This window comes from Roseateles sp., from assembly GCF_039595595.1.
Classification (GTDB): domain Bacteria; phylum Pseudomonadota; class Gammaproteobacteria; order Burkholderiales; family Burkholderiaceae_C; genus Roseateles.
Window position 1 is genome coordinate 140,722 of the sequence record NZ_JBCNLG010000001.1, and the last position, 12,499, is coordinate 153,220.

The window sequence follows — 12,499 nt, forward strand, 5'->3', positions numbered from 1 at the left end:
AGCGGCATAGGAACAGGCCACTGACGAGACGGCCGAGGCGGCGCAAGCTTGCGCACTTCTCAAACGCATTCCGATCACCGCCATGATCAACGAAGCCCTCTATCAACGCGCCTTGGCCGTCGCAGACGAGCCCATGGACCAGACGCAGCTCATCAATACGGCACTGCGCACATTCATCGCTTATCAGGCGCAGGCGCGATTGGCCGAGATGGGCGGCATTGCGCCCAACTTGCCGGATATCCCTCGCCGTCGGCAGGACCCGGAAGATCCGGAGGATCGCTAGCCATGAAGGTGGTCGTGGATACCTCTGTCTGGATCGACCATTTCCGCCAGCACAACCCCTTGCTGCTCATGCTGCTGAAGACGCAGGCCGTGCTCGCGCATCCGCTGATTCTTGGAGAGTTGCGCTGCGGCTCTCTTCCCAATCCACGCGCGAAGGCGCTTTCTGCCATTGAGGACCTGCGTCACAGCGCACCCGTCAGCATCGATGAAGTGGTCGGGCTGATTGAACGGGAGCAGATCTTCGGCAAGGGATGCGGGCTGGTCGACATCTCCCTGCTGATGTCGACGCTGAAGACGCCGGGGGCGCGTCTTTGGGCAACGGACAAGCGCCTGGCGGCGCTCGCGAAGCGCTTGGGCGTCGCTCACGCCGAGACGCCGGCGAGAGCGCATGAGCGCAATGACAGGGCTCTTATCGCTGCATGCCCCACCGTCTGATCGTGACGCGCTCGACGGCGCTGAAGATCAGCCGCTCGACCAGCCATCCGATCAGGATCACCAGCGCCAGGCCCGCGAAGACGCGATCCGTCATCAACTCGTTGCGGTTCTGGAAGATGTACCAGCCGAGCCCGCCCTGACCGGACGAGGCGCCGAAGAAGAGCTCGGCAGCGATGAGGGTCCGCCACGCGAAGGCCCAGCCGACGCGCAGGCCCGATAGGATGGACGGCAGCGCCGCCGGCAGCAGGATCTGCGCCACATAGCGCGGCCCCGCCAGACCATAGTTGCGACCTGCCATCCGCAGCGTCTCCGGGACGGAGGCGAAACCCGCCGAGGCGGCCAGCGCCAGCGGCCACAGCACCGCGTGCACGAGCACGAAGATCAGGCTTCCCGCGCCGAGTCCGAACCACAGCAGGGCCAGTGGCAGCAACGCGATCGCGGGCAAGGGATTGAACATCGCCGTCAGGCTCGAGAGCAGGTCGCGTCCCCAGCGAGAAGAGGTCGCGAGCGCCGTCAGTCCGAGCGCGAGCACCACGCCCAGCGCATAGCCCTGCAGCAGCAGCTTCAGCGAGATCGCCGCGCGCAGCAGCAGCTCACCGCCGGCCAGCCCCTCCCACAGCGCCCGGACCGCGGCGGTGAAGGTCGGCAAGAGCAGGTCGTTGTCGGCGATCCGGGCGGCGACTTCCCACAGCGCGGCCAGCAGTGCGAGCAACGCGGCCTGCCGCCAGGCGCTCTCCGCATTTCCCCCTCGGCCCCGCCAGAGGGAGAGGGCGGAGTGAGGAGTCTCCGTGGGGGCGAGTGCGTGGACCGCGTCCAGCGCGATCTCGCGCTCCGTCCGCACGGGCGGGTCGGAAGGCCGTGGCGTCGGCAAGGCGGTGACGGTCATGCGGCGCGTTCCTCGCCGAACAGCAGCCGTTCAATGCGAACGGCCTGTGCGGCCCGCTGCGACGCGCTCAGCCCTTGAGCGTTCAACTCCGCGCGAACGCGGCCCGGATGCGGCGACAGCACCAGCACGCGATGGCCGACGATCAGCGCCTCCTCGATCGAATGCGTCACGAACAGCAGCGTGAAGCGATCCTGCTCCCACAGCGCCAGCAGCTCGTCCTGCATCCGCCGGCGCGTCAGCGCATCGAGCGCCGCGAAGGGCTCGTCCATCAGCAGGACGCGCGGCTTCATCGCCAGCGCCCGCGCGATCGCCACGCGCTGCTTCATGCCGCCGGACAACTGATGCGGATACGCCGACTCGAAACCCGTCAGTCCCACCCGTGCCAGCCAGTCGCGTGCCCGTTCCCGCGCTTGCTTGCGCGGCAACGTCCCCGAGGCGATCAGCGGGAACGCGACGTTCTCCAGGACCGTCTTCCAAGGCGGCAGCTGGTCAAACTCCTGGAACACCGCGATGCGATCCGGCCCCGGCCCGGTGACCGGCACGCCGTCCACGAGGATCCGTCCCTGCGCCGGCGCGATGAAGCCGCCAACCGCCTTCAGCAACGAGGACTTCCCGCAGCCCGACGCCCCCAGCAGCACGAAGCGCTCCGAGGCCAGCACGTCGAATCCGACGCGATGTGTCGCGCGGACGATGCCGCGCTCACCGCGGTACTCGAGGCTGACGTCCTCCACCCGCAGGCGCGCCTGCCAAGCCTGCGGCGCCAGGCTCTCGCACGCACCGCAAACCGGCTGCGCATCCTGCGCGTCCGGCGTCCCGAGCCGCTCCAGCACCGCGCTCATGCTCAGCTCCCGGCCGCGTTGTGCGGGTCGTCGAAGAAGTAATCCTGTGCCGACGCCGGCTTGTTCTTGATCGCGCCGATGCGGTGCATGAAGCTCGCCAGCGCGAAGGTGTTCTGCGGCGTGATCTTGAACTGCACCTCCGGATTGCGGATCACCTTCAGCAGCAGCTCCTTGGGCACCTTGGAGTTCTCGTTGCGGATGTAGATATCGGCGGCGCGCTCGGGGTTCTTCGCGATGAAATCCGCCGCTTCGGCGAGCGCGCCGAGGAAGGCCTTGTAGGTCTTCGGGTTGTCGCGCCGGAACTTCTCCGTCGTGTAGAGCACCGTCGCCGACGCCGGCCCGCCCAGCACCTCGTAGCTGCTCAGCACCACATGCACGCCGGGGTTGCCGGCCAGGCCCTGCTCCTGGAACGGCGGATTGCCGAAGTGGGCATTGATCTCGGTGCCGCCCTTGATCAGCGCGGCGGTCGCCTCGGGATGCGGCAGCGCCACCTGCAGCCGGTCGAGCTTGTTGAACTGCGCGTCGCCCCAGCGCTTGGCCGAGGCCAGCTGCAGGATCCGCGACTGCACGGACACGCCCACCGCCGGCAGCGCGATGCGGTCCTTGTCGCTGAAGTCGTCGATGGTCCTGACGTTCGGGTTGCTGCTGGTCAGGTAGTACGGGAAGTTGCCCAGGGACGCGATGCCGCGCACGTTCTGCCGTCCCTGCGTCTTGTCCCACAGCGTCAGCAGCGGCCCGACGCCCGCGCCGGCGATGTCGATGCTGCCCGACAGCAGCGCCTCGTTGATCGCCGGACCGCCCGAGAGCTGCACCCGCTCGACCTGGATGTCGACGCCGGCCGCCTTGCCATGCTTCTCGATCAGCCGCTGGTCCTGCGCGACGTTCAGCAGCAGGTAGACGATGCCGAACTGCTCGGCGATGCGGATCCGGCCTTCGGCGCGGGCGGACAGCGCCGACAGGGCCAGGCTCGCAGCCACCGCGCCGGTCAGCAGCACGCGCAGCGACACGCGCCGGGAAGAGGGGGAGGTCTCGTGCTTCATGCGGGAACGTCGCCTTCGATGGTGGTGCGATGCAGATGCCGGCGCAGGTGGTCCGGGCAGCCGGCCGCCAGGTGCAGCAGCGAGCGGTTGTCCCAGAACACCAGGTCGTGCGGCTGCCAGCGATGGCGGTAGACGATGCTGTCGCGGCTGCTGTGCTCGAACAGCTGGGCGAGCAGGTCGCGGCTCTCGTCCTCGGGCAGGCCGAGGATTCGCGTCGTGAAATGCTCGCTGACGAACAGCGCGCGCCGGCCCGTCTCGGGATGCGTGCGCACGACCGGCTGCGGCACCGGCCTGACCTCGGCGATCTGCGCCGGCGTCAGTTTCGGGCGCCAGGGGTTGCGGGCGCGCAGCTCCTCGTAGCGGGCCAGGTAGCTGTGCTCGGCGCGCTTGCCGGCGATCGCCGTCTTCAGCGCGAGCGGCAGGCCGTCGTAGGCGAGATGCTGGTTCGCGAACAGCGTGTCGCCGCCCTGGGCGGGGAGTTCCTGCGCATGCAGCAGCGAGCCCAGGCTGGGCCGCTCCTTGTACGAGAGATCGGAATGCCAGTACTGCCCGGCGTCGCCCAGCCCGATGGGCTGCCCCTGCGCGTCACGGACATTGGAGACCTGCAGGATCTCCGGGAAGCCGGGCAGCTGGAAGTTGCGCAGCACGTGAATCTGCAGCGGCCCCCAGCGGCGGCTGAACGCGATGTGCTGCGCTGGCGTGATGCGCTGGTCGCGGAACACCAGCACATGGTGGTCGAGATGCGCCCGGTGCAGCCGCGCGAAGTCCGCGCTGTTGAGCGGCCGGGCCAGGTCCAGGCCCAGCACCTCGGCGCCCAGTGGACCGTCGAAGGCGTGGATCTCGAAATCCTGCGAGGGCGCATCGAAATCCGCGGCGAAGCCGGCGGCCAGCCGGGGCGCGGCCGGCGTGGCGGGGGAGGGCGAGGCGAGGGCTGTCATGGGCGCCGACTCTAGGCATCGCCCTTCCTCGCGCGAACGAAGCTCGCGGCATGTCCAAGCGCGTTAGCCGCATAAGGCCGCCCGCGCAAAAGCGCAATAGCCCCTGTTTGCATTTCGTTTACATAATGTGAATATAGTGATGCGCTTCTCTGAAAAGCCGTCGCCAGGAGCAGCGCCCCCCATGAAACAAGTGATCTGCGTGAAGTGGGGCACCGCCTACGGTCCGGAGTATGTGAACCGTCTCTACGGCATGCTGCGCCGGCACATCACCGGCGATTTCCGCCTGGTCTGCCTGACCGACAACGCCGAGGGCCTGCGCCCCGAGGTCGACGCCTACGACCTGCCCGAACTCGGCTGCGAATGGCCCAGGAAGTCGCTGGGCAAGTGGCGCAAGCTGGTGATGTGGAGCGCCGACATGGGCGAGAAGACCGGCCTGTCGGGTCCGGTCCTGTTCATCGACCTGGACTCGGTGATCGTCGGCAACATGGACGGCTACTTCAGCTACGGCCATCCCGACGACGTCATCCTGGCCCGCAACTGGGCCAAGCCGATGCAGCGCCTGGGCCAGACCTCGGTGTTCCGCTTCCCGATCGGCAAGTACCCGCACATCATCGAGAACTTCCGCGCCAATCCGCAGGCGGTCTCGGACAAGCATGGCTTCGAGCAGCACTGGGTGACCGCCTCGGTCCCGGGCGGCATCAAGCTGTGGCCGGAGGGCTGGACGCGCCATTTCCGGCTGCACTGCCTGCCGCCGTTCCCGCTGCGCTACTTCCGGCCGGCCAAGCTGCCCGCCGGCGCGCGCATCGTGACCTTCCCGGGCGGCCCGAACCCGGCCGACGTGATGCTCGGCCGCTGGAACACCGAGGATCCGCCGCACACCGACCCGTGGCAGCACTTTCGCGCCGCGTTCGGCAGCGGGGTCAAGCACCGCTGGCGCCATCTGCGCAGCTTCGTGCTGCCCACGCCCTGGCTGGCGGAGCACTGGGTCGAGTAGGCCCGCAGCCTACTGCGGCCGCGCCAGGTCCTGGATCACCTCCAGGGCCGTCTTCACCTTGAACGGCTTGAGCATGATCCGCCGCACCTGCAGCTCCTTGTAGAGCTGGGCGGTGGGCAGATCGCAGGCCTCGGCGGTCAGCGCCACCGGCGTGCCGGCCGGGCAGCGCAGCGCGCCGGCGCGCACGCTCTGCAGCAGCGCCAGCGCGTCCAGCCCCTGGCCGATGTCCAGCAGCAGGCCGTCCATCGGCTGGTGCTCGAGCAGCCGATGCGCCGCCTCGAGGCTGCTGGACTCGTGCACCTCGGCGATCTGCAGTTGCCGGGCGACCATCGCGACGGTGCGCCGGAACAGCGAATGGGGATCGACGAGCAGCAACTGGGGGTGCGTCGCGGCGGCCATCAGCGCAGCTCCCCAGCCTCGGTCATCAGCTCCGAGACGACGATGTCGCGCAGGCTCATCAGGATGGCCAGGTCGGTGTCGTCGAGCGTGCGGCGGCGGCGGTCGATCAGGCACAGCGTGCCGATGCGCACGCCGGGACGAAGCTCCAGCGGCGCGCCTGCATAGAAACGGATGTGCGGCGGCCCCAGCACCATCGGGTTGTCCGCGAAGCGCGGGTCCTCGGTGGCGTCGCTGACGACCATCACCTCGGACACATGGATCGCATGGCCGCAGAAGCTGACGTCGCGGCCGGTCTCGCAGACGGCCAGTCCGAAGCGCGCCTTGAACCACTGCCGGTGGTCGTCGATCAGGCTGATCAACGCGATCGGGACGCCGAACTCCTCGGCGGCGAACTCGACGAGCCGGTCGAAGCGCTCCTCCGGCGGGGTGTCCAGGATCAGCAGCTCGCGCAGCGCCTGGAGCCGTTCGGCTTCGTTCTCCGGAATCGGGGCGGTCATCATGGACGCGGGTCCTCCCAATCGAAGCGCCAGACTAGCCGACTTGATCGGGACCCGCCACCAGCGCCCGCCCACCGCATATGCGTTATGCGAAATAAGCAAATGCTCAAACAATCGTTCCTGGAATAAGGACTTGTTGGCAAGCTTCGCAGCCCGACCCTCAACGTCGCCGGCCCTCGCCTGCTCGCCATGTCCCAGAACTCCGCCCCCCAGAGCCGTCCCCTGTTCTCCGCCAGCCGCCGCCGCGCGCTGATGCTGGCCGCCGCGATGCCGTTGATGGGGGTGCCGCTGCTGGCTTCGGCGCAGCAGACGACGCTGCTGAATGTCTCGTACGACGTGGCGCGTGAGCTCTACAAGCAGATCAATCCCGCCTTCGTTGCCGCGTACAAGGCCAAGACCGGCCAGACGGTCACGGTGAACCAGTCGCACGGCGGCTCGTCCAAGCAGATCGGCTCGGTGATCGGCGGCCTGGAGGCCGACGTCGTCACGATGAACCAGGCCACCGACGTCGACACCTTGGCCGAGAAGGGCCTGACCGGCGCCGACTGGCGCACGAAATTCCCCAATGGCGCGGCGCCGTACAGCTCCACGATGCTGTTCCTGGTGCGCAAGGGCAATCCGAAGGGCATCAAGGACTGGGCCGATCTGGCGCGTCCCGGGGTGTCGGTCATCATCCCCAACCCCAAGGTCACCGGCAACGGCCGCTATGGCTACCTGGCCGCCTGGGGCAGCGTGATCGCCAAGGGCGGCACCGACGCGCAAGCCAGGGACTTCGTCACCAAGGTGCTGGCCAACGTGCCGGTGCTGGACGGCGGCGGCCGCGGCGCGACGACCACCTTCACGCAGCGCGGCATCGGCGACGTGCTGCTGACCTTCGAATCCGAGGCCGAGCTGATCGAGAACGAGTTCGGCAAGGGCAACTTCGAGGTCGTGGCGCCCAGCATCTCGATCGAGGCGGACGCTCCGGTGGCGGTGGTGGACAAGGTCGCCGCGAAGAAGGGCACGGCCGCGCTGGCCAAGGCCTATCTGGACTTCCTGTGGACCCCCGAGGGCCAGGAGATCATTGCCCAGAACAACTTCCGCCCGCGCGACGCCGCGATCTTCAAGAAGCACGAGAAGCGCTTCGCGCCGATCAAGCTGTTCAGCGTCGACCAGACGCTGGGCGGCTGGGCCAAGGTGGGCAAGACCCACTTCGCCGACGGCGGCACCTATGACCAGATCATGGCCGCGCGCCGCTGATTGATCCGATGAACACCGCCGTGCTCACCGCGCCGCCGGCCGCCCAGGCGCCGGCCCGCAAACGCCGCCGCGTACTGCCCGGCTTCGCGCCGACGCTGGGCTTCACGCTCTTCTATCTCTCGCTGCTGGTGCTGATCCCGCTGTGCGCGGTCTTCCTGAGGTCCGCCGGCCATGGCGCCGAGGCCTTCTGGGCCGCGGCCACTTCGCCGCGCGTGCTCGCGTCGTACCGGCTGAGTTTCGGCGCGGCGCTGCTGGGCGCGGCGATCAACGTCGTGTTCGGCTTCATCCTGGCCTGGTCGCTGGTGCGCTACGACTTCGTGGGCAAGAAGCTGGTGGATGCGCTGATCGACCTGCCCTTCGCACTGCCGACGGCCGTCGCCGGCATCGCGCTGACCGCGCTGTACGCGCCCAACGGCTGGATGGGCAAATGGCTGGAGCCGCTGGGCATCAAGGTCGCCTTCACGCCGCTGGGCGTGCTGGTGGCGCTGATCTTCATCGGCCTGCCCTTCGTCGTGCGCACGGTGCAGCCGGTGCTCGAGGACCTGGACACCGAGCTCGAGGAGGCCGCCGCCTCGCTGGGCGCGCACCGCTGGCAGGCCTTCCGCCTGGTGGTGCTGCCGATGCTCACCCCCGCGCTGCTGACCGGCTTCGCGCTGGCCTTCGCGCGCGCGGTCGGCGAGTACGGCTCGGTGATCTTCATCGCCGGCAACATGCCGATGGTCAGCGAGATCACGCCGCTGATGATCATCACCAAGCTCGAGCAATACGACTACGTCGGCGCCACCGCGATCGCGGTCGTGATGCTGGTGTTCTCGTTCCTGCTGCTGCTGGGCATCAATGGACTGCAGGCCTGGAGCCTGCGCCGCAACGGAATGGACGGGAAGCGCTGACATGGCCGGATCCGCCGCATCGCTCGGCCGGCCCCGCTCGGCCGGTCACTATCAAGGGAACCCCGCCACCGCGGAAAAGCGCTGGGTGCGCTGGACGCTGCTGACGCTGGGCCTGTCCTTCTTCGCGCTGTTCCTGCTGCTGCCGCTCGCCGCGGTGTTCACCGAGGCGCTGCGCAAGGGCTGGGACACCTACCTGGCCTCGCTGATCGAGCCCGACGCCGTCTCCGCGATCAAGCTGACGCTGATCGCCGCGGTCATCGCGGTGCCGCTGAACATCGTCTTCGGCGTCAGCGCCGCGTGGGCCATCACCAAGCACGACTTCCGAGGCAAACAGCTGCTGATCACGCTGATCGACCTGCCGTTCTCGGTCTCGCCGGTGGTGGCGGGCTTGATCTACGTGCTGATCTTCGGCGCGCAGGGCTGGTTCGGCCCCTGGCTGTCGGAGCACGACATCAAGATCATCTTCGCCGTCCCCGGCATCGTGCTGGCGACCGTGTTCGTGACCTTCCCCTTCGTCGCGCGCGAGCTGATCCCGCTGATGCAGGCGCAAGGCCGCGATGAAGAGGAAGCCGCCACGGTGCTGGGCGCCAGCGGCTGGCGCACCTTCTGGCATGTGACGCTGCCCAACATCAAGTGGGGCCTGCTCTACGGCGTGATCCTGTGCAACGCGCGCGCCTTCGGCGAGTTCGGCGCGGTGTCGGTGGTCTCGGGCCACATCCGTGGCCAGACCAACACGCTGCCGCTGCAGGTCGAGATCCTCTACAACGAATACCAGTTCGCCGCGGCCTTCGCGGTCGCGTCGCTGCTGGCGCTGCTGGCGCTGGTCACGCTCGGACTCAAGCAGTTCGTCGAGTGGCAGGCCTCGCGCAATGTGATCAAGGAAGAAGCATGAGCATCCAGGTCCGCAACATCCACAAGGCTTTCGGCAGCTTCACCGCGCTGGGCGACGTCAGCCTGGACTTCCCCACCGGTGAGCTGACCGCGCTGCTGGGCCCCTCGGGCTGCGGCAAGACCACGCTGCTGCGCATCATCGCGGGCCTGGAGACGGCCGACCGGGGTCAGGTGCTGCTTGATGGCGCCGATGCCTCCGACACCCACGTGCGCGAGCGCGAAGTCGGCTTCGTGTTCCAGCACTACGCGCTGTTCCGCCACATGACGGTGTTCGACAACGTGGCCTTCGGCCTGCGCGTGAAGCCGCGCAAGCAGCGGCCGCCCGAGTCGGAGATCAAGCGCAAGGTGCACGAGCTGCTGCAGCTGGTGCAGTTGGACTGGCTGGCGGACCGCTATCCGCCGCAGCTCTCCGGCGGCCAGCGCCAGCGCATCGCGCTGGCCCGCGCGCTGGCGGTCGAGCCGCGCGTGCTGCTGCTGGACGAGCCCTTCGGCGCGCTCGACGCGAAGGTGCGCAAGGAATTGCGCCGCTGGCTGCGCCGCCTGCACGACGAGCTGCACATCACCAGCATCTTCGTCACGCACGACCAGGAGGAGGCGCTGGAAGTCGCCGACCGCGTCGTGCTGATGGACCACGGGCGCGTGGAGCAGGTCGGTTCGCCGACCGAGGTCTACCAGCGCCCGGCGACACCTTTCGTCTACGGTTTTCTCGGCGCGGTCAACCGCTTCGAGGGGCGCGTGGACAGCGGCATCGTGCGCGTCGGCGACCAGACGCTGGCGCAGGGCGCGGCCGCCGCGATCGAAGGCGCGCAGCAGGGCCTGGTGCAGGCCTACGCGCGTCCGCATGAGCTGGTCATCATCCCGGCGCAGGACGCGCCGGGCCTGCCGGCCACCGTCGAGCGCGTGCTGAGCTTCGGTGCCGCCGCGCGCGTGGAACTGCGCGGCGCCTCGGGTGAGCACCTGGAAGCGGAACTCAGCCGCGAGCAGGCCGAGGCGCTGCAGCTGTCCTCCGGCCAGCAAGTGCGGCTGCAGGCCTCGCGCCTGAGCCTCTTCGGCATCGATCAGGCCGCCTGATCCCCCTCGATCAGCGAGCCGCAGAGCGCGCGATCCCGCGAGTCCTCCGACCATGAATCTCCAACAGCTCCGCATCGTCCGGGAGGCGGTGCAGCAGAACTTCAACCTGACCGAGGTGGCGGCCGCGCTGTTCACCTCACAGTCGGGCGTCAGCAAGCACATCAAGGACCTGGAGGACGAGCTCGGCGTCGAGCTCTTCCAGCGCCGCGGCAAGCGCCTGCTCGGGCTCACGGAGCCGGGCAAGGAGCTGGCGGTCGTCGTCGACCGCATGCTGCAGGACGTGCGCAACATCAAGCGGCTGGCGCAGCAGTTCAGCAGCGCCGATCAAGGCCAGCTGACCATCGCGACCACGCACACGCAGGCGCGCTACGCGCTGCCGCAGGTGGTGGCGCGCTTCAAGGCCGCGTATCCGCGCGTGCACCTGGTGCTGCACCAGGGCAGTCCGTCGGAGATCGTGTCGCTGCTGCAATCCGGCGAGGCCGACATCGGCATCGCCACCGAGGCGCTCGGCAAGGATGACGCCTTCGTCACCTTCCCGTTCTACGAATGGCGGCACGCGGTGGTCGTGCCGGAGGGACATCCGCTCATCGGCCAGCCGCTGACGCTGGAAGCGCTGGCCGAGCAGCCGCTCATCACCTATCACGAGGGCTACACCGGCCGTGCCCGCATCGACGCGAGCTTTGCGGCGGCGGGACTGGCGCCGGACGTGGTGATGTCGGCGCTCGACGCGGACGTCATCAAGACCTACGTGCAGGTTGGCCTGGGCGTGGGCGTGATCGCGGCGATGGCCTTCGAGCCGACGCGCGACTCGGGCCTGCGCCTGATCGACGCGAGCCATCTCTTCCCCGCCAACACGACGCGCATCGCGCTCAAGCGCGGCCACTACCTGCGGGGCTTCGCCTATCGCTTCCTGCAGGAATGCGTCGCCGAGCTGACCGAGGACGCGGTGCGCGAGGCGATGGATCCGGACGCCTGAGCGCTCGCGCGCCGCATCGCGTTGCGTTGCGCCATGCGCTGGTTTGCATAGGCGCGGCACGCGGGATTGCTTATCGATTTTTGTTGGAGGACATGGGAGGCGCGGATTCGAATAATCAATCCGCATAAGCAAGCGACTTTCGAGGCTTGCACACGAAGCCCCCCATGAACTTCCAGCAACTCCGATCCGTCCGCGAGGCCCAGCGCCGCAACTTCAACCTGACCGAGGTGGCGCAGGCGCTGCACACCTCGCAGCCCGGCGTGAGCCGGCAGATCCGCGAGCTCGAGGACGAGCTCGGCATCGACATCTTCGTGCGCGCCGGCAAGCGCCTGACCGGCTTGACCGAGCCGGGCCGCAACGTGATGCCCATCGTCGAGCGGCTGCTGCGCGAGGCCGAGAACCTGCGCCGCGCCGGCGAGGATTTCGCCCGCGCCGACAGCGGCCATCTGCGCATCGCCGCCACGCACAGCCAGGCGCGTTACGCGCTGCCGCCGGCGGTGCGCGACTTCCGCGAATCGCATCCGGAGGTCAGCCTGCAGTTCACGCAGGGCTCGCCACAGCAGGTGGCGCGGTTGCTGATCGATGGCGAGGCCGACATCGGCATCGCCACCGAGGCGCTGGCGCTGCATCCGCAGTTGCTGACGCTGCCGTGCTACCGCTGGACCCACACCGTGCTGGTGCCGCCGGGGCATGCGCTCGAGGCGGAGGCCGCCGCCGGCACGCCGCTGACGCTGGAGCGCCTGGCGCAGTTCCCGGTCATCACCTACGAGACCGGCTACACCGGCCGCTCGCACATCGACGACGCCTTCGCCAAGGCGGGGCTGGACCTGGACGTCGTGCTGGTGGCGATGGACGCGGACGTGATCAAGACCTACGTCGAACTGGGGCTGGGCGTGGGCATCGTCGCCGCCATCGCCTTCGACGAGGAGCGCGACCGTCACCTGCGCGCGATCGACGCGCGCCATCTCTTCGCCGACAACCTGACGCGGCTCGCGGTGCGGCGCGATGCCTACCTGCGCGACTACGTCTACGCCTTCATCGAGACCTTCGCGCCGCCGCTGACGCGGGATCTGGTGGAGCAGGCACGCGCCGTGCCGGGCGGCTCCGATTGATCCATTCACT

Annotated in this window: 15 protein-coding genes; 9 read left to right on the forward strand and 6 right to left on the reverse strand. The window is 68.6% G+C overall.

The genetic code is table 11. From position 1 onward, the window contains the following. Positions 1-82 precede the first annotated feature (82 nt). Both ABDW61_RS00615 and ABDW61_RS00620 read left to right on the forward strand, forming a co-directional pair. Complete coding sequence (locus ABDW61_RS00615) at positions 83-283, forward strand: type II toxin-antitoxin system VapB family antitoxin (RefSeq protein WP_343635148.1); 201 nt, start codon at positions 83-85, stop codon at positions 281-283. Positions 284-285: 2 nt separating this feature from the next. Next, the gene (locus ABDW61_RS00620; RefSeq protein ID WP_343635150.1) at positions 286-717 is read left to right on the forward strand and encodes a VapC toxin family PIN domain ribonuclease; all 432 of its coding nucleotides are present in this window, start codon (positions 286-288) and stop codon (positions 715-717) included. Here the strand turns inward: ABDW61_RS00620 and ABDW61_RS00625 are convergent. From ABDW61_RS00625 to ABDW61_RS00640, 4 genes are read right to left on the reverse strand one after another with little or no spacing between them, the layout of a single operon-like run. Further along, the gene (locus ABDW61_RS00625) at positions 692-1,603 is read right to left on the reverse strand and encodes an ABC transporter permease (protein ID WP_343635152.1); all 912 of its coding nucleotides are present in this window, start codon (positions 1,601-1,603) and stop codon (positions 692-694) included. The genes ABDW61_RS00620 and ABDW61_RS00625 overlap by 26 nt on opposite strands. Then, entirely contained in the window at positions 1,600-2,442 is an 843-nt protein-coding gene (locus ABDW61_RS00630) for an ABC transporter ATP-binding protein (RefSeq protein ID WP_343635154.1), read from the reverse strand. Before ABDW61_RS00630 ends, ABDW61_RS00625 begins: the two co-directional genes overlap by 4 nt. 2 nt (positions 2,443-2,444) lie before the next feature. Continuing rightward, positions 2,445-3,482, reverse strand: a complete 1,038-nt coding sequence (locus tag ABDW61_RS00635) for an ABC transporter substrate-binding protein (protein ID WP_343635156.1) — start codon at positions 3,480-3,482, stop codon at positions 2,445-2,447. Further along, positions 3,479-4,420: a TauD/TfdA family dioxygenase gene (locus ABDW61_RS00640; protein ID WP_343635158.1), complete on the reverse strand. Its 942-nt coding sequence runs from the start codon at positions 4,418-4,420 to the stop codon at positions 3,479-3,481. The genes ABDW61_RS00635 and ABDW61_RS00640 overlap by 4 nt, the downstream gene beginning before the upstream one ends. Positions 4,421-4,601: 181 nt before the next feature. On the opposite strand from ABDW61_RS00640, the gene ABDW61_RS00645 reads away from it, so the two are divergent. Beyond that, positions 4,602-5,414: a glycosyl transferase gene (locus tag ABDW61_RS00645; protein WP_343635160.1), complete on the forward strand. Its 813-nt coding sequence runs from the start codon at positions 4,602-4,604 to the stop codon at positions 5,412-5,414. 9 nt (positions 5,415-5,423) lie between these two features. Here ABDW61_RS00645 and ABDW61_RS00650 read toward each other — a convergent pair whose 3' ends face one another. Together ABDW61_RS00650 and ABDW61_RS00655 are read right to left on the reverse strand one after the other, a co-directional pair. Then, positions 5,424-5,813 (reverse strand): response regulator, encoded by a 390-nt coding sequence (locus ABDW61_RS00650; RefSeq protein WP_343635162.1) that lies wholly within the window; start codon positions 5,811-5,813, stop codon positions 5,424-5,426. Further along, positions 5,813-6,313: a GAF domain-containing protein gene (locus ABDW61_RS00655; protein WP_343635164.1), complete on the reverse strand. Its 501-nt coding sequence runs from the start codon at positions 6,311-6,313 to the stop codon at positions 5,813-5,815. The genes ABDW61_RS00650 and ABDW61_RS00655 overlap by 1 nt, the downstream gene beginning before the upstream one ends. 249 nt (positions 6,314-6,562) lie before the next feature. Between ABDW61_RS00655 and ABDW61_RS00660 the strand changes: the two genes are divergently transcribed. From ABDW61_RS00660 to ABDW61_RS00685, 6 genes are all read left to right on the forward strand, one after another. Beyond that, positions 6,563-7,549, forward strand: a complete 987-nt coding sequence (locus ABDW61_RS00660) for a sulfate ABC transporter substrate-binding protein (protein ID WP_343635961.1) — start codon at positions 6,563-6,565, stop codon at positions 7,547-7,549. A gap of 8 nt (positions 7,550-7,557) precedes the next feature. Further along, positions 7,558-8,439 carry a sulfate ABC transporter permease subunit CysT gene (gene cysT / locus ABDW61_RS00665; RefSeq protein WP_343635166.1) on the forward strand — a complete coding sequence of 294 codons (882 nt, stop codon included), beginning with the start codon at positions 7,558-7,560 and terminating at the stop codon, positions 8,437-8,439. Position 8,440: 1 nt separating this feature from the next. After that, complete coding sequence (cysW, locus tag ABDW61_RS00670) at positions 8,441-9,331, forward strand: sulfate ABC transporter permease subunit CysW (RefSeq protein ID WP_343635168.1); 891 nt, start codon at positions 8,441-8,443, stop codon at positions 9,329-9,331. Then, positions 9,328-10,401: a sulfate ABC transporter ATP-binding protein gene (locus tag ABDW61_RS00675; RefSeq protein WP_343635170.1), complete on the forward strand. Its 1,074-nt coding sequence runs from the start codon at positions 9,328-9,330 to the stop codon at positions 10,399-10,401. The genes cysW and ABDW61_RS00675 overlap by 4 nt, the downstream gene beginning before the upstream one ends. 52 nt (positions 10,402-10,453) lie before the next feature. Continuing rightward, positions 10,454-11,377: a CysB family HTH-type transcriptional regulator gene (locus ABDW61_RS00680; RefSeq protein WP_343635172.1), complete on the forward strand. Its 924-nt coding sequence runs from the start codon at positions 10,454-10,456 to the stop codon at positions 11,375-11,377. Between the two features lie 164 nt (positions 11,378-11,541). After that, the gene (locus ABDW61_RS00685) at positions 11,542-12,489 is read left to right on the forward strand and encodes a CysB family HTH-type transcriptional regulator (RefSeq protein WP_343635173.1); all 948 of its coding nucleotides are present in this window, start codon (positions 11,542-11,544) and stop codon (positions 12,487-12,489) included. Positions 12,490-12,499 lie beyond the last annotated feature (10 nt).